The organism is Sphingomonas sp. AC411 (assembly GCF_979253035.1).
In genome coordinates, this window is record NZ_CEEDAQ010000001.1 from 1,734,599 (window position 1) to 1,753,753 (window position 19,155).

The following is a 19,155-nucleotide window of genomic DNA, read 5'->3' on the forward strand; positions in this document are numbered from 1 at the left end:
AACGCGGTGTGGACGCGGCGTCGACGCTCGGCCGAGCCGCGCGCGCATTCGATGAGGACTGTAATGCAAGGCACTGAAGGCGGCGGCAAACTCTATCGCAAGATCGTGCAGGCGATCATCTCTGATATCGCCGACGGCGTGTATCAGGTCGGCGCGCGCCTGCCTGCCGAACGCGACCTGACCGAGCGGTTCCAGGTCAGCCGCCCGACCATCCGGGAGGCGATGATCGCACTCGAGATGAAGGGCATGGTCGAGGCCCGCAAGGGATCGGGCGTGTTCGTGCTCGCCTCCTCTTCGAACGACTCGGAAAAGAGCTCGACATCGGCGCGTTCGAAATCACCGAGGCCCGCCGCATGCTCGAAGGCGAGGTCGCCGCCGTCGCCGCGACCGAGATAACCGAACAGCAGCTGGTCGAATTGCGCAGCCTTTTGGCGCAGATGGATCAGGACGATACGCTGGTGGCGGAGGACGCGGACCGTCGCTTTCACATCGCGATCGCGGAGGCCACGGGCAACGCCGTCATCATCTCTGCCGTCACCGACTTCTGGGACATGCGCTTCCGCTCGCCGCTTGCGCGCGAAGTGCTGGCGAAGGCGGGCAGCCTCGGCACGGAGAACCGCATGGCAGAACATGGCCGGATCCTGAGTGCGCTAGAGGCGCGATCGCCGATCGACGCACGCAATGCGATGCGCGATCACCTTGCGCGCGTGATCGACCACCTGCTCGATGTCACCGAGACCGAGGCCGTCGAGCGCGCGCGCGCCGCTACCGACCAACGGCGCCGCGCCCTGGCCCGACGTTCGGTCTGATCTGACGATCGGTCGCGTCTGCAGCGGACCCTCCCGCCACGTTCTCCGCTAGTCTCAGCGCGGCAGGATCGAAGTCGGATCGAATTGGTCGAACAATCTCCCTGACCAAATGATTCAGTATTGTCATATCTAAATTGGACTGATACCTGACGAACTACGTCGACCATGGAAAACCATGGCGGCAAAATGTCGAGCAGCGTCAACTCAGCGCGCTCGGCCTATCGGGAGAGGGTCTTTGAGCCGTAAGAGCTTCGATAAGCGCAAACTGCTTATCTCGACGAGCATCGTCAGCCTATTTATCGCCGCGCCTGCCACGGCCCAGCAGGCTGCGGGCAGCCAGATGCCGCAGCCTGCGGACAGTCAGACGAGCCCGCCAGATCCCGGCACCTCACCCCAGGTCGCACCGGAAGCCGAGAACGCAGATATCGTCGTGACCGGGTTTCGTGCGGCGTTGAACAACGCCCTGAACCAGAAGCGTAACGAGACCGCCGCGATCGACAGCATCGTCGCGGAGGATATCGGCAAGTTCCCGGACTCCAACCTCGCTGAATCGATGCAGCGCATTCCCGGCGTGGCGCTCTCGCGCGGTGACGGTGGCGAAGGCCGCAACATCTCGGTCCGCGGTCTCGGCTCGCAGTTCACACGCGTCCGCATCAACGGCATGGAAGGCGTGTCGCAGGTCAGCGGCAGCGACATTCGCGGTAGCGTCGCGACAGGTCGTTCCTTCGACTTCGTGACCTTCCCGACCGAAATCTTCTCCGCGCTCTCGGTCCGCAAGACACTGTCGGCGGATGTCGAGGAAGGCTCGCTGGGCGCGACGGTCGATCTTCGCGCACCCAAGCCGTTCGACCAGAAAAGGATTTCGTCCTCACCGGTACCGCGCGCGGCATCTATAACGACATCAGCAAAAGGCCGATCCGCGGCTGTCCGCGCTCGTCTCCAAGAAGTTCGGCGATACGTTCGGCATCCTCGGCAGCGTCGCCTATTCGAAGCGCCATATCGACGAATATGCCTATTCGGCAGTCGATGTCGTGCCGACCACGGTTTACGGTCAGGCCCAGCCCGCGGGCACCGCGAACGCCGGCGTCATCTTCCCGTTCTGCACGCCCGTCGGCTACACCTATAACGGCGCCGCGACGAACAGCCCGGTCGGAGGCTATACCCAGCCCAACGCCACGGCGATCGGCGCCGACGCCAACAATTGCAGCACCGGCAATCCCCGCACCGGCACCGCGGCGGCCTATGACTATATCATGAGCCGTACCGGGGTGAACGGTCGTCCGGGCGGCGGTGTCTTCCTCCCGCGCTTGCCCCGCCCGGTGAAGAGCAGCCAGGACCAGGAACGTCTCGCCGGCACGCTGACACTGCAATGGAAGCCCAGCGCCAACACCGACATATCGCTCGACGGCCTGTATTCGCGGTTCAAGGTCGATCGGCTCGACACGTATTTCGATGCACGGTCGTTCGGTCGCGCAATCTCGAACAATGGCCAGCCCCTGACGTCGGTCCGCGAGATCGAGGTCGACGACAACGGGTCGCTGGTCCACGGCCTGTTCGACGGCGTCGATCTGCGGTCGGAGATGCAGCAGGAGAAGTTCACGTCGACCTATCGCCAGGTCAATCTGAACTTCGACCACCGCTTCTCGGATACCGTTCGGGTCTATGGCCTGGCCGGCATCAACCAGTCGCGGCTCGATGTCGACCGCCTGCAAGTCGCGATCGATCTCGAACGACACGCGCGATTTCTCGATCGATTTTCGCGACAATCCCGACATTCCGAAGATCGGCTACGGGATCGACACGGCCAATCCCGCGCTATTCCAATACGGCCCACCGCTCGCGAACGGCGACCAGCGCGGACAATTGTCGAATTTCATCCGCCGCAACACGATCACCAGCAAGACGTTCGAACTCAATGGTGAATGGGAGGCGGCGCCCGACTTCACGCTTCAGGTCGGCGGCCAGTACCGCACGAACAAATATACCGCGCGCGAGCGGCAACTTGCCACCAATACGCCGCTCGATCTGCCCGCGGGCGTCACGCTCGCAAGTTTGACCACCGTGACGAAGGGCGTCGGCAGCAACCTCGACGGATTGCTGCAGGATTTCGTCTCGATCGATCCGGAGAAGTTCCGCGATACGGTCGGCCTCGACAACTATGTCTATTGCAGCCTCGAATGCGCAAAGGGGACGTTTGGCGGCGTCTACGAGAAATACGGCTCGGGCTACGCCATGGTGAAGTTCAACACCGCCAACTCCCTGCCCTTCGCGCTGCGCGGCGATGCCGGCGTCCGCTACGTCCATACCAGCCTGGACACGTACGGTCCGATCACCTCGGCGGCGCCCGCCGGTTCGCTCTATCCGTCGCGTTTCGTGATATCGGAGGTCAGCCGCAGCTATGACGACTGGCTGCCGTCGGCGAACCTCGCGCTGGACATCACGCCGGATCTGATCGCGCGTGCGTCGGTGGCGCGTGTCATGTCACGACCAGCGTACGGCCAGCTGATCCCCGCGGGCTCCGCGAACCTCGTGATCCAGACCGCATCCTTCAGCAATCCGTTCCTCGAACCGATCCGCGCCAATACATTCGACGCGGCGCTCGAATGGTATTTCGCCAAGGGTTCGTTGATCTCGGTCGCGTATTTCTACAAGAACATCGAAAGCTATATCCAGACGACCAGCCAGGCGGTCGCGTTCCAGGACATCGGCCTGCCGCTGACCCTGCTCAACGGTACGCAGTTGCGTCCGACCGATGTGTTCACGGTCCAGCGCAGCAACAATACCGAGGGCGGGCCGTTGCGCGGGTTCGAGGTGAACGTCCAGCTGCCCTTCACCTTCCTGCCCGGCGTGCTGCGCAATTTCGGCGCGCTCGGCAACTTCACGCGGGTTCGTTCGAACATCAATTACGTCATATCGCCGACGCTTTCCCGGACTGCGCCGCTGGTCGGGCTGTCACCGGAAACCGCAAGCGGGACGCTCTATTACGAAGACGACAAGTTCAGCATCCGCTCGACGGTGAACTACCGCGCGGCGTTCCTGACGGCGGTTCCCAGCGGCTCGGTCGATGCGGATTCGACATCGAACGCGAGTTCGATCTTCGTCGACGCATCGGCCTCGTACAATTTGAACGAACATATCAAGCTGATCGCCGAGGTCTCCAACATCACAAACGAGACCAACCGCCTGACCGTCGACACGACACGCCAGGACCCCCTCTACACCTCCTATTTCGGCCGCACCTACGCCTTGGCGGTCAATTTCCAGTTCTGAATTCTTCCTTCCCCCGTCGACATCGGCGCTCCCCATTGCCGATGTCGACCAACCTAAGGGTGCGCCGCAAATTATCCCCGGCGCACCCATTTTTCTGTCCGAGCAAGACCCGGCGGAGTTGCGCGAACCCGGAGAAGTCATTGTGAAGCGTTTGCCTTCACCATTTGATCTCCGCCCCACAAAATGGCCTGACCACTTTATTCCATCTGGCCTATTAGATTTGTGATTGCTAAACAGGCATGAACTGCAGCGAGACCAGAAGGTCCGCGCAATCGAGGAGGACGCTGGGTGCCAATGATCGAGACGATGCGCTGGTTCGGCCCCTCCGATCCAGTAACGTTGCGCGATATTCGCCAGGCCGGCGCAACCGGCATCGTGACCGCGCTGCACGAGATCGCGAATGGCGCCGTCTGGCCGCAGGACGCGATAGCGACACGCCGAGCCGAGATCGAGGCGGCCGGGCTCGTCTGGTCGGTGGTCGAAAGCCTGCCGGTGCACGAAGCGATCAAGACATTCGGCGCCGATCGGGAGGTGCTGATCGACAATTACCGGCAGAGCCTGACCAACCTGGCCGCGTGCGGAATCCGCACGGTCACCTATAACTTCATGCCGGTCATCGACTGGACGCGCACCGACCTGGCTTGGACGATGCCCGACGGCGCGCGTGCGCTTCGCTTCGAACTGGAGGCCGCCGCGGTCTTCGATATCCACATTCTGCGGCGTGCGGGGGCCGAGCGCGATTACTCCCCAGCGCTTGTCGAAAGCGCCGAGCGCCGGTTCGCAGCCATGGATACGGACTCGCGCCGCCTGCTCGAGAAGACGATCATCGCAGGACTGCCCGGCAGCGAGGAGACCTTCACCGCTGATCGGTTCCGCGACGCCCTGGCGCAGTATGACGCGATCGATGCCGAGGGACTTCGCGCCAACCACATCGCGTTCCTGGAGGCGGTCTGCCCGCTGGCCGACGAACTCGACATGCGGCTGGTGGTGCATCCCGACGATCCGCCCTTCGCCTTGTTCGGCCTGCCCCGCGTGGTCAGTACCGAGGCCGATGTCACGACGCTTTTCGCGCGGGTGCCCAACCGCTCCAACGGTCTGTGTTTCTGCGCCGGCTCGTTCGGCGCCCGTGCGGACAACGACCTTCCCGGGATGATCGAGCGGCTGGGCGACCGGATCGGCTTCCTCCACCTGCGATCGGTCCAACGCGAACCCGATGGTGCCTTCCACGAGGCCGCGCATCTCGCCGGTGATGCCGATATGGTCGCGCTGGTCGCCGCCATTCATACCCTCCAGACGCGCGAGGGACGCTCGATCCCGATGCGCCCCGATCATGGCCACCAGATGCTGGACGATCTCTCGAAGCACACGCTGCCCGGCTACTCGCTGCTCGGGCGGATGCGCGGCCTCGCCGAACTGCGCGGTCTTGAGCGCGGGATCGCACATATGGCCGCGCACGCTTGAGCCGCCCGCTTCGCCTCTCGCCCGATCGGCTGTTCTCCAGCGATCCGGACCAGCGGTCGATCGCCCGCGCGCTGTATGCGGAGATCGCCACGCTGCCGATCGTCTCGCCGCACGGCCACACCGATCCGCGCTGGTTCGCGACCAACGAACCATGGCGCGACGCGACCAGCCTGTTGCTGGCGCCCGACCATTATCTGTTCCGGATGCTCTACAGCCAGGGCATCGCGCTCGATCGGCTCGGGGTACCGTCACGGCAGGGCGTACCCGACACCGACCCGCGCGAGGCTTGGCGAACACTCGCCAGTCATTACCATCTGTTCCGCGGCACACCGTCACAGGCGTGGCTGGATCACGTCTTCGCCGAGGTGCTTGGTTTCGACGTGGCGCTGGATGCCTCGACGAGCGACCTGTATTTCGACGGCATTGCCGAACGACTTGCGACCGACGCGTTTCGCCCGCGTGCGCTGTTCGAGCGGTTCGGGATCGAATTCCTCGCGACCACCGAGGGCGCCGACGATCCGCTCGACGCGCACCGTGCGATCCGCGACTCCGGCTGGACGGGCCGCGTCGTGACGACCTACCGTCCCGACGGCGTCATCGATGTCGAGCACGAGGCGTTCCGGCCGACGATGGAGCGGTTCGCCGCGTTGACCGGCGAGGATGTCTGGGCCTGGCCCGGCTATCTCGCCGCACACCGCAAGCGCCGCGCTGACTTTCGTGCCGCAGGGGCGACCGCGACCGATCACGGCCACCCGACCGCACAGACCGCGAACCTCGATCCGGGCGACGCGGCGGCGTTGTTCGCCCGCGTCATCGGTCCTTATCCGACGCCGGCCGATGCCGAACTGTTCCGCGCGCAGATGCTGACCGAGATGGCGCGCATGTCGATCGAGGACGGCATGGTCATGCAGATCCATCCCGGCAGCGTCCGCAATCACAACGCTAGCCTGTTCGCCAGTCACGGACGCGACCGCGGCGCCGACATTCCCGCGCGCGCCGATTTCGTGAACGGCCTGCGCCCGATGCTCGACGAGGTCGGCAACGATCCGAGCCTCACCATCATCCTCTTCACGCTCGATGAATCGACCTATGCGCGCGAACTCGCGCCACTCGCCGGCCATTATCCTTGCCTGCGTCTCGGCCCCGCCTGGTGGTTTCATGATTCACCCGAAGGCATGCGCCGCTTCCGCGAGATGACGACCGAGACGGCAGGCTTCTACAATACGGTCGGGTTCAACGACGACACACGGGCCTTCCTGTCGATCCCCGCGCGCCACGACGTCGCGCGCCGCGTCGACTGCGCGTTTCTCGCGCGTCTCGTCGCCGAGCACCGGCTGGCGGATTGGGAGGCAGCCGACCTCGCGCACGAGCTGACCGTCGGGCTTGCGCGCCGAGCCTACCGCTTGTGAGACTGTCCGCTGCCACGGTCGACCGACTGCCGGCGAATGTCGCGCGGCCGGACTATGACCGGATGGGCCAGCGTATCGGCATCGTCCACCTCGGCATCGGCGCCTTCATGCGCGCGCATCAGGCGGTCTTTACCGACCGCGCCATGGCGGCGGGCGACCGGGACTGGGGCATCGTCGGCGCGTCGCTGCGATCGCCGGCCGTCCACGACATACTGGTCCCGCAGGACGGCCTGTTCACGGTGACCGAGAACGACGCGGACGGCACGCAAACACGGCTGATCGGGTCGGTCCGCGACGTGGTGGCCGCATCGGCCGCAAACGATGCTCTCCACCGCGCGCTCGTATCGCCAGACGCGGCGATCGTGACCATGACCGTGACCGAGAAAGGCTATCATCGTCGCGTCGACGGATCGCTCGACCTTGCCGCCGTGGAGCGGGCGGGCGGCACGCTCTACCACCACCTCGCGCGCGCATTCGCCGGTCGCCGAGATGCCGGGATCGGTGGAATGACGGTGTTGTCGTGCGACAACCTCGCGAGACAATGGCGGCATGCTCGCGAGCGCGCTCGGCGCTTGGCTCGATCATGTCGATCCCTCGCTCGGCAGCTGGTTCGCAGGCGAGTGCACCTGCCCGTCGACGATGGTCGATCGCATCGTGCCCGCCGTGACGCCCGCCGATCTCGACACGGTCGAGGGCCTGCTCGGCGTCCGCGACGAGGCCGCGATCCTGACCGAGCCCTTTGCCCAATGGGTGATCGAAGACGATTTCGCGGGCCGCCGTCCGCGCTGGGACGCGGTCGGCGCACAGATCGTCGCCGACGTCGCGCCGTATGAGACGGCCAAGCTGCGGATGCTCAACGGCGCGCATTCCGCGCTCGCCTATCTGGGACTGCAAGCCGGCCTGCATTACGTCCACGAAGCGATTGCTGATCCCGCGATCGGTCCGAGCGTGGAGCGACTGATGCGCGATGAGGCTGCGGCAAGCCTCGATCCCGCGCCAGGGCAAGACCTTAGCGCTTACGCCGACGCGTTGCTGGCCCGCTTCGCCAATCCAACGCTGCGCCATGCCCTGCGCCAGATCGCCAGCGACGGATCGCAGAAGATCCCTCAGCGCTGGCTCGCCTCGCTCGAAGCCAATCGCGAGCGCGGACGGACCTGTCCGGAAACGCTGTCGGCGCTGGCCGCGTGGATGCTGCATGTTCGTGGCGATGGCAGCCCGGTCGACGATCCGCGTGCAGCAGAGCTGGCGGCGGCGTGGGATTCGGCAGGTCGCGACGGCATCGTCGACGCGCTGGTCGGCGAGCGCGGTCTGCTGGCCGGCACCTGGCGTCCGAGCGTGCAGGACCGCGCGATACTGGCCGATACACTGGCAGCATTCGACAGACGATAAAAGCGGACAAACCGCGAGGGGAGAGCGAGCGTGGACGGTTCAATACAGGCGACGAATCCCGGCCCGCAAAAGGCCGGCGGCAACGTCCGCTGGGTCATCTGCGCGTTGCTGTTCTTCGCGACGACGATCAATTACATCGACCGTCAGGTTATCGGCATCCTCAAGCCCACACTGCAGGGCGAACTCGGCTGGTCCGAGGTCGACTATGGCATGATCGTCTTCTGGTTCCAGGCTGCCTACGCGATCGGCCTGCTTGCCTGTGGGCCGATCATCGACAAGGTCGGGTCGAAGATGGGCTATGCCGCGGCGATCACGGTGTGGAGCCTCGCCGCGCTGGTCCACGCCTTCGTCCGCAGCCCCGGCGGTTTCTCGGTCGCGCGCTTCGCGCTGGGGCTCGGCGAGGCCGCGAACTTCCCGGCGGCGATCAAGTCGGTCGCCGAATGGTTTCCGAAGAAGGAACGCGCGCTCGCGGCCGGCATCCTGAACGCCGGCGCCAATGTCGGCGCGATCGCCACGCCGATCCTCGTGCCGATCATCACGCTCGCCTATGGCTGGCGCGCGGCGTTCATCGTGACGGGGATGCTCGGGTTCGTCTGGCTTGCGGCGTGGCTGATCTTCTACCGCGCGCCCGAGCATCATCCGCGGGTCTCGGCAAAGGAGCTTGCCTATATCCGTGCCGATCAGGACAACGACGCGGGCACTGCACCGATCCCCTGGCGTCGCCTGTTCCGGTATCGCGGCACCTGGGCATTCGTTACCGCGAAGTTCCTGACCGATCCGGTCTGGTACCTCTTCCTGTTCTGGCTGCCGGATTTCTTTGCCAAGCGCCACGGCCTCGACCTCAAGACCTTCGGCCCGCCACTGATCGCGGTCTATTTGCTGGCGGACGTCGGCAGCATCGGCGGCGGCTGGCTGTCGTCGGCGCTGATCAAGCGCGGGTACAGCGTCAACGCCGGCCGCAAGTTGGCGCTGCTGGCCTCTGCCATACTGGTACTGCCGATCATGCTGGCCAGCACCGTCTCCAGCCTGTTCGCCGCAGTTGCGATCATCGGCGTTGCCGCAGCCGCGCACCAGGGATGGTCGTCGAACCTGTACACGATGGTCTCCGATACCTTTCCCAAGAGCTCGGTCGCCTCCGTCATGGGCATCGGCGGTGCCGCCGGGGCGGTCGGCGGGATGATCATGGCACGCTATGTCGGGCACGTGCTCGAAACGGTCGGCAGCTACGTCCCGGTATTCATCTGGGCCGGCATCGCGTATTTCATCGCCCTCGCCATCGTCCATCTTCTGCTGCCGAACCTGGAAGAGGCAAAACCGAACTGACGTCGTGCAGGGGCGAGAACGGGAACCGCCACCATAGCTCCCTGGATCAGGACTAAAACCTGCGCGACGCCGATACTCGGTCTGCACGACTGGCGTGTTATTGTCGTTGAATACCCTGGATGAGGCGGCAGCTTGCCCATGTATGAACGATAACCGTATGCCCCGGACACGCGGGCGCACAGCCGTCACCGATCGAGATCAGTCGGTGCGTAGCCGATCCTCTAGGATCAGCCGTTCGTGCGCCAGCGCCGCCTGGCTTATCAAGGTGTTGAACAACACGCCCCGATCCGCCCGGATCGGATCACGCCCATCGTGGCGTACGAGGGCCAGCACGGCCAGTACGCCGAGCGACGTGCATAAAGGTTCGACCCGCCACTCGGCCGAGGCAATCGTTGGTGTCCCCCGCCCTGCCGCCTCGCCATGCTCCCAGCACCAATCCAGCGCCGCCTGATCGATCGGCCCCCATGTGAGTGGCGTCATCGTCGCACCGACGAGTTCCAGCCGACCGGCCCGATTGCGAAAAACGGCCACCTCCGTCTTCAACACACCCGCGAATTCGTCGCAGATCGCGGCGGCGGTCTCTTCCCAGTCAGCCGCGCGCGCAAGGACTTGGGAAAAGGTTGCGATCCGGGCATTTTCCTTGGCACTGCGGTCGCTGAGTGCCACCCGGTTCCGGAGCGCTTGGGTCACGAGGCTCGTATAAACGGCAACCGCCAGCAGCGCAGCGAGCGTGACAACCATGACGGGTGCCGTCAGCTCGAGGTGGAAGCGTGGCTGGAGCAGAAGAAATCGAACCCGAGCACCGATGCGACAGTCGCGGTCAGTGCAGGTGCCAACCCGAAGCGTGCCGCCGCGGCGATCACCGGGAACAGAAACAGCAGGTTTAGCGGTCGTCCGCCCAGCAGCAGGCTCACCAGCTCGGCAAGACCGAGCGTGATCGCAACGAGGCCTAGAGCGAAAAGATGATGTCGGGGCTCTACCTTGGCCGCTGTCGAGATATCTGTTTCCGACCCAACCGTACCATCTGCGACGCCAACCGCCTTCGGCGCGATGTGGACCGTCAGGCCAGGAAACCGCTCTTGTACCGACAACACCGTCGATCGGCGAAACCAGCGATGACGGCCCATCGTTGTCGGAGTTCCGACCACGAGATGGTCTGCGGGCATCGCTTCGAGATGCGTCGTCAAGCCTCTGGTCACTTCATCGTCGGGTTCATTGCTGACCGTGGCGCCGTACCGGGCCGCAAGGGACAGTGCGTCGGCGGCCCGCCGCGCGATGGCGGGATCACGCGCCGACCGCGGCGTTTCGATAAACACCGCATGCCAGCTTGCGCCCATCGCAGTGGCCAGATCGGCCGCGAGCCTGACTACGCTCTCTCCGCTCCCCGACCCGCTGACAGCGGCCAGAATGCGGGTCTCCGGTCCGCCTGTGAGCTCCGACGCGGTGGCATCCTCGCTCATGGCAGCCTCAATGTTGCGCCTCGTGCGACACTGCGATTTGCGGTCATGGATGTTGACCTCATGTTCGGCTCGCCGATGCCCAGGTAGCAATGGTCTCCTGTGTCGACGGGTTCTCGATCGCGACATCGTCGAAGGTCACGGCGACCAAACAGACCGGGCGCTGATCCTTGCCCCCGGCTGACGACACCGGACTGCCTCTCCATCGGGAAAGCGGCCGATGCGCCCGCGAAGCCTGACACGCAGCCCCTTATCGATCTTGAGATCGTCCTCGTCCATGCGGCGCACGCTCTCATAGGGCTTGCCGCCGCGTCGCGCGTTTCTCGAATCCTCGTTGGTGAAGATCTGTGCCAGTCCGAGCGTCTGGCCGGGAATCGTCACAGCGTCGATGCCGAGTGGAGCAGTTGGAGCCGACGCGGATTGCACGTTTCTCGCGACGACCATGGCCGCGCAATCCAGAAGCCTTCGATAGCCTCTTCCCTTGCGGCCGGACGCGCGATGCTACCGGCAACTGACGTCGGCTCGCCGAGCCACTCCTGCGGATCGAACGCAGCTGGCGCGACCGACACCCTTAGCGAGGAAGATTTGGAGTCGTAGCGCCACTGAAACGGATCCCGGCTGTCTTCAGCCGCTGGACCATCGCAACCGAACAGCAGCTCGATCTCAAAGCGCGATCCTTCGGCCGCGCTCGCACTCTCGGGCATCTTCGCTCCAGAAGACGTCGCGTCCGCAGCGGCATTCGCCATCGCGATGATATCGGTACGCGACAGGACGCGGGCGACGGGCGTTTCGGAAACCACAGGAGCTGCGACAGGCGCGGGCATCGGACTGATGATTGCCGGCGGGGGCGCCGGAGCGGTGCTGCGCCCGAGCACGAAACCTCCCCGCCCAAGAGAACAATCGCGGCGGCCGAGCCGGCGACAACAAGGCGACTGGTGCGGGGGATGGCTCGTGCATCGAGGAACTGTAGCAAATTTCTCGCGATCCTCCATACCGCGTGGCATGAAGGTCCACATGAGAAGCGCCGATTTCTGGTTGCCGCTGAGGCGTTTATGACTTTTGACCAGATCATTACATTGCTTGTGTTGGGCTGCGTGGTGGCCGCGCTGATCTGGGACAAGGTTCGTGCAGACGTCGTCGCGCTTGCAGGCGCGGCCGTATTGCTGATGACCGGGGTGGTGCGTCCGGTCGATGTTCAGGGTGCTTTTGCGAGCCCCGCAATCATCGCGCTCGCCTCGCTCTTTGTCATTTCCTACGCGCTTGAACTTTCCGGATTGCTTGATCGCGCAATCGAGGCCGCCGTTGCGATGTGTCGCAGGCTCGGGTCGACCGGGGTCTGGCTGCTGCTGGGGATCGCCGGGCTGTTGTCCAGCGTGCTGAACAGCACCCCGATCGTCGTGCTGACCGCCCCGGTGGTGAAGGACGTCGCCGCCAGCCTGCAACTGTCGGCCAAACGCTATCTGATGCCGTTGTCCTACATCACCATCCTCGGCGGCTGTTGCACGTTGCTGGGGACGTCGACCAATCTGCTCGTCGACGACATGGCGCGCATTGCCGGGCAAAGCCGCTTCGGCATCTTCGAGATCACACCCGTGGGCCTGCCCGTCGCGCTGGTCGGCGGGCTTTATCTCTTGCTGTTCAGCGGCAGATTGATGGGGACGCGCATGCTCGATCCAGCCGACGGGCGTCCCGATGCGGCGATCGCGGTCGCTGGCGGACAGGTGGGAAACGCCGAGCTGTTTGCGGAGCGGCGTCCGTTGCAGCCCGTCAAGGCCGCCATCGCATTGGCGACCTTCGTCGGCGCGATCATCCTTGCCGCATTCAATGTCGCACCGATCGCCGCGACCGCGTTTGCGGGAGCCGTATTGCTGATCCTCCTGCGCGTCATCTCCGCCGACCAGGCCTATGGCGGCCTCCGTCCCCAGATCCTGATCCTGATCGCCGGGATGGTCGTGCTGGGGATCGCGATGGCACAAAGCGGGCTGGCGAGTGCCGCCACCACGACGCTGATCGCCACGCTCGAGGAGTCAGTCCCCTGACGGCGCTCATCGTGCTCTACGGCCTGACCATGGTGCTGACCGAGTTGCTGTCGAACGCGACCGTCGCCGTGCTGGTAACGCCGGTCGCGGTCGCGCTGGCGGAGAGCCTCGGGGTGAGCCCCCGCCCCTTCCTCGTCGTCGTGATGATCGCGGGCAGCGCCTCGTTCGCGACCCTGTTCGGCTACCAGACCAACGTCATCGTCTATCAACTCGGACGCTATCGCTACACCGATTTCCTGCGTGTGGGTCTTCCGCTCAACCTCATCACCGCGGTTGTCACAATCACTACCACCCGCATCTTTTTCCCGTTCTGATCCTTCAACGGGGCCGTCGGCACGCTGCCGCCTAACGCGACCCTGGGGTTTGATCGCCGGGCGACCGGGCGTCGACGGTATCGCCGACATTGCCCTCGTTCGAACTTCCGCCGGCTGCCATACCGCCGCCGCTGCCGCCGCCGCTCCGACTACCGCCGCCACCCGATTGTTTGTCACGCTCCCCTTGCCGCGCGCGCCTGCACCGGAAGGTCGCGTCGGTCCCTGCGCCGGAAGCACGAGGTCCTGGGGAATTGGCTGCAGATCCAAGGCCTCGCGCACGAAGTTCCGGAGCGAGATCACAAGATCGTGCGTCGGCACCGGACGTCCGGCGACCAGTTCGTCGGCTGCGCTTGCGGCGAGCCGCACCTGCTCGTCCGTACCCAGCAGGATGATGTCGGAGAGCGCTGCTTCCACCGCGTCCCGGATCCGCCGACCACGCTCCGACCCGGCCGCAGCCTCCAGATCAAGGCTTGCTTCGGCGGTCTGCAACGGGTCGCTGCCGCGTTTCCGGAGATCGCGCAGATGTGCGGGGTCGACGGTGAGGTTCCCGGTGAACGATCCCCCCAACGTCTTGTAGGCCGCTATCAGCGTGCGCAGGCGTTCGTTGATCTGCCGGTTCATTCGCTCGCGACGCTGCTGGATCGTCATCATCGTCAGTAGCCGGATACCGACACCCATCAGCGTCACCAGCGCCAGCCCGAACAGCGTTGCCAGGACGCTCTGCCAGGAACTGAAATCGATGTTCCGCATGCCCATTCCTTCATTCTCCTTAGAGACGACGCGGTAAGCCGGCTTCAGCGCGCCCGACGCCCCGGATCTTGCTCCGGTCAACGGTCATGCCGCTGATAACGCACGGCTGACGCTTGGAGTAGGTGCCTGCATTGCCGTCCGCCGATCCGGCCTGACCGTCGTAGTTCGCATCGATTGACACCGATCAGCGGACGGAAGGGCTGGTGAAATCGCCGCGCTGTTGGCTTCAGCGCCGAGGGACAACCTCGACGATGATGTCGCCCGCTTCCAGACGGTCGGCCTCGGGTTCCCAGAAGCAAAAGTTCTGATGCCCACGATAGATGCGATGACCGAGCCCGGTGGTGATGTCGGCAAGCGACTTGCCCACTTCCTCCGCGGCGACTTCGCGTTCGCGCAGGACGACACGCCCGCCGGATGCGGCGAGATCGGCCATGTATTCGGCGGTATGGGCACCGTGCGTGGAGCCGGCGAGCAGGAGACCCGCAAAGCTGGCCGGGTTGATGACCACGTCCGCCCCTGCCTGGCGGGCGATCGCTTCATTGTCCTCCGACCGGATCACCACGCTGATCGGGAGATCGGGTGCGATCCGCCGCGCCGTCAGCACGATGAGGATCGAGGTATCGTCGCGACCGGCGGAGACGATGAGCGCGCGGGCCTGGGAGAGACGGGCCGCCTCGAGCGCTGCGTTGCGCGTGGCGTTTCCCTCCATCACCGTCGTGCCGCAACTCTCCGCCGTGCGTAACGCCGCGGCGCGCTCGTCGACGACCACGATCGTGCCCGGATCGGCACCGCGACGGATCAGCTCGCTTACGGCTTCGGACCCGCTCGTGCCGAAACCGGCGACCACGACATGGCCTTCGAGGTGCTGCTGGATCACCGACATACGCCATTTCTCCCACACGCCCTTGAGCAGAAAATCATACGCGGTTCCCAGAAAGATGAGCCATACGAAGAGCCGGATCGGCGTCACGACGAAGGTGTCGAACATCCGCGCCTGCTGCGTCACGGGCACGATGTCGCCGTAGCCGACGGTCGTCACGGTAATCATCGTGAAATACAGGATGTCGGCGAACGTCACGGGCTCGCCCGAATTCTGCCGCAGGCCCTCGCGATCGAACCAATGGACCGCGAGCGCGATGCCGATCAGGGCCAGCGCGACCAGCGCTCGCCAGGACAAGGCCAGCCACGCCGGGGTTCGGCTCTGACGGCGCAGGCGATAGTGCACCGTGTCTGCATCGTCGGTGTGCATGCCATCTCTTGCATCGCCACAAAGCCGCTGTGAAGCTACGATCCGTCCAGGATCGGTGCAAGGCGCCGGCATGTGGCGGGGTCATCCAGCTAGAGTAGGTGGCGCGACGCCTCAGCGAAAAGCCAACCTGACAGGCCGGCGAGGCCGGTTTGCGGTCGCAGACTGTGCGTCCTCCCGTTGTGCGCGAAATGCCCCCCGACCTAGCGGCGATATGCGGTTCGTCGCGCGAGGCTGTGGAGCGAGCGCAAACCCACCCGAACCGCTCTGGACGCCGGATTGCCCACGTTCCACGACGGTCGCCTACCGGGGGCCCGGAGATAGTAAGTGTGTTGAAAACGATGTTGAACATGCCCGCCAAGCTGATGCGGGAAGCGAACGGGGATGACGACGCGGCGCAAGAGCATGAACCGGTCGCGTCGGGATCGCTCGTGCAGATGGTAGAGGCCTTCACCGCGCTCGATCCTGCCGAGGTCGAAGGGCTGGTCATCCAATGCGCGGGTCGCGATCGGCCCATCACGTCGGCGGAGGTCCGTGACCTGCGACTGACCGCTGCGGCGGTTTAGGGTACCGGCCGGAGCGCTGGCGAGGACCCCGGGCCAGCCAGCGCGGTCACGCTGCTCGAGCGAGCGAAGCGTTCGAGGCCTAAGCTTGCACGTCCATCAAGCCCGGTCCGTTAGACGACGGTGTCGATGCGCCCGTAAAGGGCGGCGCGCGTTACGACGCGCACCGCCCTCACGGCAGCTGAGGATTGCATGCGGCATCTCGGCTGGCGTGTTCCCACCTCAAGATTTTGGCCGCTTTAGCTCCACCGCTGCGCCTCGATAGGTGACGGTCGCATCCCCCGCGTCGTCGAGATCGAGCGGACGGCCAGCCGTCATCCACTTCACCCGCACCGTCCGGCTCGCGGGCATGGCCTTATACCCTGCCCTTCACGAGCCCCGAGCGTCACTACTCCGGTCGCGTCGTCGTACGTCACCGGATCCGGCTATACGCCCCGCCACGATACTGCTCGCTGGTCCCGTCATCCTCGTACAGCCCGAAGCTGCCATTCGCGCCCGGATAGACCGCGAGCGTCAGCGGTGCGTCGGGCTTCTGGTCGACATATTGCGTGACCGGCCCCATCGGCACGATCGCCCCCGCCTTCACGAACAGCGGCATCCGTTCATACGGTGCCGCGATCGTCACGCTCTGTCCGCCGCGATACGCCTGACCGGTGTTGAAGTCGTACCAAACCGTCGCGCCAGGCAGGTACACCGAGCGAGACCGCGCGCGATATTCGGTCACCGGCGCGACGAGGAAGCTGTCGCCGAACAGATATTCGTCGTTCACCTTCCGCGCCTGCACGTCGTTCGGATAGTCCATCACGAGGCCGCGCATGATGCTGCCGTCCTTGAACCACGTGTCCGCCGCGACCGTGTAGATATATGGCATCAGGCGGTAGCGAAGCTGGTCGTACCAGACCATCGAGTTGCGCATCGGCGACCCCTCGGGCGAAATCTCGTAGATTTCGCGGTACGGGCTCTCGCCGTGGCTGCGGAACAGCGGGCTGAACGCACCGAACTGGAACCAGCGCAGGTTCAGCTCGCGCCACTCGTCGAGGTTCGCCGCGGTCGGCGTCTTGCTCGCAAAGCGATCCTCCAGCGCGAACCCGCCGATGTCGTGCGTCCAGTTGGGAATGCCCGACATTGAAATGTTCACGCCCGCCGAGATCTGCGCGCGCAGATCGTACCAGCGGCTCGCCACGTCGCCAGACCACACCGCGGCACCCTCGCGCTGCAACCCGCCGAACCCCGATCGCGTCAGGATGAAGGGCCGTACGTCCGGCTTATACTGCCGCCAACCGTCATAGACCGCGCCGACATGCACCAGCGGATAGCTGTTGAAATACTGCGCAGCCGGTCCCGCGGCAGTCGGGCCCATGGTGGCGATCCGCTCAGGGATCGACAGGTTGGAGTGAATGTCGGGCTCGCTCGCATCGAGCCACCACGCATCCGTGCCGATCTTCGCGAGGCTGTCCTTGATCTGCCGCCAGTAGATCGTCCGCGCCTCGGGCGCATAGGGATCGTAATCGGTGTTCAGATAGCCCGGCCCGACCCAGTCCTTGTTCCCGTAATCGAGGTTGCCGCGATAAGTGTATCCCTTCGCCGCCAGCTCCTTGTAGTTCTCTGAAGTCGGGTAGAATTTCGGCCAGACCGAGATCATGAAACGCGCGTTCATGTCGTGGATCTTGTCGATCATCTTCTGCGGCTCGGGGAAGCGCTTGGCGTCGAACTGGTGGCTGCCCCACGCATTTTCCGGCCAATAGAACCAGTCCTGCACGATGTTATCGAGCGGGATCTTCAGGTCGCGGTACTTCTTGACGACGTCAACGACCTCGTCCTGCGTATTGTAGCGCTGGCGCGACTGCCAGAAGCCGTACGCCCATTTCGGCATCATCACGGCCTTGCCGGTGAGCGAACGATAGCCGGCGACGACCTCGTCCATATCCTTGCCGGGCACGTACCAATAATTGACCGATTTCGCGATATCGCTGGTGAACCACACCGAATGGCGATCGGGCGCCGCCAGGGGATTATTGTGGAGCAGCGCGATATACCCCGCGTTTGGCTCCCACTCGATCCGCACCGCGACGCGCTTGCCCTTGGTCATCGGCAGGTCGAAATTCGCGTACCACGGGTTCCAGTTCTGACGCCAGCGGTTCAGCACTTCCTTGCCGTCCGCGAACACCTTGAAATAGCTCGAGCCGTAGAGCTGGAACTTGTGCACGCCGCTGACGTCGGGCGTCACGTCGCCGGTCCACACGACCTTCTGCGTCTCGACCGCATTGCCCGCGGTGTTCTGGCCACCGGTCGCGGCGACCGTCTGCGCCTTGGCGGCGGCGGGCCACTTCGCCTGATCCTTGATATACTGGTAGTTGATCGACGCTTCCTGCTGCGTCACCGCCAGCCGATCGCCGAGATAATATTGCGCGGTGAAACCCGGCTTGCCGCCGCTCGTCACCTTAAGGCCGTCCGTGCCGACCAACGAATAAGGGCGCGGATTGCCGAAGCGGGTGATGCCGTCATTGTCCCACAACAGGCCGTAATTCTTCGTCGAGACGACGAACGGGACCGCGATGTCCATGTTGTGCTGCGCGAGTTCGACGTCCTCGCCGTTATAATCCATCTGCGCGTTCTGGTGCTGGCCGAGACCGTACAGACCCTCGTCCGTGCCGCGGTTGAACTGCTGCGACGCGACGACGAACGGCTTGCCGTCCGCGTTGGTCGGCGAGAAGGCGGGCGCGGCGGCCTGATCCAGCACGACCTTTCCGGCGGCATCGAGGAAGCGGACGCGGCCGGTCTTCAGATCGACCTCGGCGGTATCGCGCGCGGTCGCGACGAGAACGCGCTTGCCCTGCTGCGTGACCGTGTACTGGCCGGCGATCGGCGGTGTCGGGACCATTAGGCTCGGCGCCGTCGTCGTACGCGTCGGGCTGGCGACGACATGGATGATCCCGTCACCATGCACCGTCACCTCGACCCAGCCGGCCGGGCCGCTCGACGGCGCCACGCCGATCCCGTTCGCGATCTTCTCGAAGCTACCCTTGGCAACCTGCGCTTGCGCGATTGCCGGAGCGAGGGCGCTGCCGGCCAGCAGCAGCGCGAAACCCAAAACCTTCATCATCGTCGTCCCTTTGATCGTCGAG

The 19,155-nt window shown here is 64.7% G+C and carries 17 protein-coding genes and 2 pseudogenes; 12 read left to right on the forward strand and 7 right to left on the reverse strand.

The genetic code is table 11. The features are described from left to right. Positions 1-63: 63 nt before the first annotated feature. The 9 genes and pseudogenes from AC0IX7_RS08895 to AC0IX7_RS08935 all read left to right on the forward strand — a co-directional run bounded on the left by AC0IX7_RS08895 (position 64) and on the right by AC0IX7_RS08935 (position 9,661). Positions 64-396: a FadR/GntR family transcriptional regulator gene (locus tag AC0IX7_RS08895; RefSeq protein ID WP_471811429.1), complete on the forward strand. Its 333-nt coding sequence runs from the start codon at positions 64-66 to the stop codon at positions 394-396. Beyond that, positions 354-809: a FadR/GntR family transcriptional regulator gene (locus AC0IX7_RS08900; RefSeq protein WP_471811431.1), complete on the forward strand. Its 456-nt coding sequence runs from the start codon at positions 354-356 to the stop codon at positions 807-809. The genes AC0IX7_RS08895 and AC0IX7_RS08900 overlap by 43 nt, the downstream gene beginning before the upstream one ends. Before the next feature lie 235 nt (positions 810-1,044). After that, positions 1,045-1,935: a TonB-dependent receptor plug domain-containing protein gene (locus tag AC0IX7_RS08905; RefSeq protein ID WP_471811432.1), complete on the forward strand. Its 891-nt coding sequence runs from the start codon at positions 1,045-1,047 to the stop codon at positions 1,933-1,935. Between the two features lie 569 nt (positions 1,936-2,504). Beyond that, on the forward strand, positions 2,505-4,079 hold the full coding sequence (locus AC0IX7_RS08910) for a TonB-dependent receptor (protein ID WP_471811434.1): 1,575 nt from the start codon (positions 2,505-2,507) through the stop codon (positions 4,077-4,079). 294 nt (positions 4,080-4,373) lie between these two features. Further along, positions 4,374-5,540, forward strand: a complete 1,167-nt coding sequence (uxuA, locus tag AC0IX7_RS08915; protein WP_471813809.1) for a mannonate dehydratase — start codon at positions 4,374-4,376, stop codon at positions 5,538-5,540. Continuing rightward, positions 5,537-6,949 carry a glucuronate isomerase gene (uxaC, locus tag AC0IX7_RS08920; protein ID WP_471811436.1) on the forward strand — a complete coding sequence of 471 codons (1,413 nt, stop codon included), beginning with the start codon at positions 5,537-5,539 and terminating at the stop codon, positions 6,947-6,949. Before uxuA ends, uxaC begins: the two co-directional genes overlap by 4 nt. A 107-nt stretch (positions 6,950-7,056) precedes the next feature. Beyond that, a pseudogene (locus tag AC0IX7_RS08925) lies at positions 7,057-7,428 on the forward strand (mannitol dehydrogenase family protein); the annotation flags it as partial. Positions 7,429-7,498: 70 nt separating this feature from the next. Beyond that, a complete protein-coding gene (locus AC0IX7_RS08930) occupies positions 7,499-8,338 on the forward strand; it encodes a mannitol dehydrogenase family protein (RefSeq protein WP_471811438.1) in 840 nt (279 codons plus the stop codon). Between the two features lie 30 nt (positions 8,339-8,368). Beyond that, positions 8,369-9,661 carry an MFS transporter gene (locus tag AC0IX7_RS08935; RefSeq protein WP_471811439.1) on the forward strand — a complete coding sequence of 431 codons (1,293 nt, stop codon included), beginning with the start codon at positions 8,369-8,371 and terminating at the stop codon, positions 9,659-9,661. Positions 9,662-9,859: 198 nt separating this feature from the next. Here the strand turns inward: AC0IX7_RS08935 and AC0IX7_RS08940 are convergent, their stop codons facing one another. The 4 genes from AC0IX7_RS08940 to AC0IX7_RS08955 form a co-directional block, all read right to left on the reverse strand. After that, positions 9,860-10,402: a hypothetical protein gene (locus tag AC0IX7_RS08940; RefSeq protein WP_471811440.1), complete on the reverse strand. Its 543-nt coding sequence runs from the start codon at positions 10,400-10,402 to the stop codon at positions 9,860-9,862. Positions 10,403-10,413: 11 nt separating this feature from the next. Further along, the gene (locus tag AC0IX7_RS08945; RefSeq protein WP_471811442.1) at positions 10,414-11,121 is read right to left on the reverse strand and encodes a DUF4118 domain-containing protein; all 708 of its coding nucleotides are present in this window, start codon (positions 11,119-11,121) and stop codon (positions 10,414-10,416) included. A 135-nt stretch (positions 11,122-11,256) separates the two neighbouring features. After that, positions 11,257-11,499 carry a hypothetical protein gene (locus tag AC0IX7_RS08950; RefSeq protein ID WP_471811444.1) on the reverse strand — a complete coding sequence of 81 codons (243 nt, stop codon included), beginning with the start codon at positions 11,497-11,499 and terminating at the stop codon, positions 11,257-11,259. Beyond that, on the reverse strand, positions 11,496-11,942 hold the full coding sequence (locus AC0IX7_RS08955; RefSeq protein ID WP_471811446.1) for a hypothetical protein: 447 nt from the start codon (positions 11,940-11,942) through the stop codon (positions 11,496-11,498). Before AC0IX7_RS08955 ends, AC0IX7_RS08950 begins: the two co-directional genes overlap by 4 nt. 228 nt (positions 11,943-12,170) lie before the next feature. Between AC0IX7_RS08955 and AC0IX7_RS08960 the strand changes: the two are divergent. Together AC0IX7_RS08960 and AC0IX7_RS08965 are read left to right on the forward strand one after the other, a co-directional pair. Continuing rightward, positions 12,171-13,471, forward strand: a pseudogene (locus AC0IX7_RS08960) (SLC13 family permease). A gap of 306 nt (positions 13,472-13,777) precedes the next feature. Then, the gene (locus AC0IX7_RS08965; RefSeq protein WP_471811447.1) at positions 13,778-14,131 is read left to right on the forward strand and encodes a hypothetical protein; all 354 of its coding nucleotides are present in this window, start codon (positions 13,778-13,780) and stop codon (positions 14,129-14,131) included. 316 nt (positions 14,132-14,447) lie between these two features. On the opposite strand, the gene AC0IX7_RS08970 is transcribed toward AC0IX7_RS08965, so the two are convergent. Further along, positions 14,448-15,470 (reverse strand): potassium channel family protein, encoded by a 1,023-nt coding sequence (locus AC0IX7_RS08970; protein ID WP_471811449.1) that lies wholly within the window; start codon positions 15,468-15,470, stop codon positions 14,448-14,450. 347 nt (positions 15,471-15,817) lie between these two features. On the opposite strand from AC0IX7_RS08970, the gene AC0IX7_RS08975 reads away from it, so the two are divergent. Beyond that, the gene (locus tag AC0IX7_RS08975) at positions 15,818-16,033 is read left to right on the forward strand and encodes a hypothetical protein (protein WP_471811451.1); all 216 of its coding nucleotides are present in this window, start codon (positions 15,818-15,820) and stop codon (positions 16,031-16,033) included. A gap of 219 nt (positions 16,034-16,252) precedes the next feature. Here AC0IX7_RS08975 and AC0IX7_RS08980 read toward each other — a convergent pair whose 3' ends face one another. Then, the gene (locus AC0IX7_RS08980) at positions 16,253-16,381 is read right to left on the reverse strand and encodes a hypothetical protein (RefSeq protein ID WP_471811452.1); all 129 of its coding nucleotides are present in this window, start codon (positions 16,379-16,381) and stop codon (positions 16,253-16,255) included. A gap of 61 nt (positions 16,382-16,442) precedes the next feature. After that, a complete protein-coding gene (locus AC0IX7_RS08985; RefSeq protein WP_471811453.1) occupies positions 16,443-19,133 on the reverse strand; it encodes a TIM-barrel domain-containing protein in 2,691 nt (896 codons plus the stop codon). Positions 19,134-19,155: the final 22 nt, after the last annotated feature.

Coding starts and splice junctions, on each gene's coding strand:
- AC0IX7_RS08895 (WP_471811429.1), top strand. CDS start 64: ATGCAAGGCACTGAAGGCGGCGGCAAACTCTATCGCAAGATCGTGCAG.
- AC0IX7_RS08900 (WP_471811431.1), top strand. CDS start 354: ATGCTCGAAGGCGAGGTCGCCGCCGTCGCCGCGACCGAGATAACCGAA.
- AC0IX7_RS08910 (WP_471811434.1), top strand. CDS start 2,505: ATGTCGACCGCCTGCAAGTCGCGATCGATCTCGAACGACACGCGCGAT.
- uxuA (WP_471813809.1), top strand. CDS start 4,374: ATGATCGAGACGATGCGCTGGTTCGGCCCCTCCGATCCAGTAACGTTG.
- AC0IX7_RS08930 (WP_471811438.1), top strand. CDS start 7,499: ATGCTCGCGAGCGCGCTCGGCGCTTGGCTCGATCATGTCGATCCCTCG.
- AC0IX7_RS08940 (WP_471811440.1), bottom strand. CDS start 10,402: ATGGTTGTCACGCTCGCTGCGCTGCTGGCGGTTGCCGTTTATACGAGC.
- AC0IX7_RS08945 (WP_471811442.1), bottom strand. CDS start 11,121: ATGAGCGAGGATGCCACCGCGTCGGAGCTCACAGGCGGACCGGAGACC.
- AC0IX7_RS08955 (WP_471811446.1), bottom strand. CDS start 11,942: ATGCCCGCGCCTGTCGCAGCTCCTGTGGTTTCCGAAACGCCCGTCGCC.
- AC0IX7_RS08970 (WP_471811449.1), bottom strand. CDS start 15,470: ATGCACACCGACGATGCAGACACGGTGCACTATCGCCTGCGCCGTCAG.
- AC0IX7_RS08975 (WP_471811451.1), top strand. CDS start 15,818: ATGCCCGCCAAGCTGATGCGGGAAGCGAACGGGGATGACGACGCGGCG.
- AC0IX7_RS08980 (WP_471811452.1), bottom strand. CDS start 16,381: ATGCCCGCGAGCCGGACGGTGCGGGTGAAGTGGATGACGGCTGGCCGT.
- AC0IX7_RS08985 (WP_471811453.1), bottom strand. CDS start 19,133: ATGATGAAGGTTTTGGGTTTCGCGCTGCTGCTGGCCGGCAGCGCCCTC.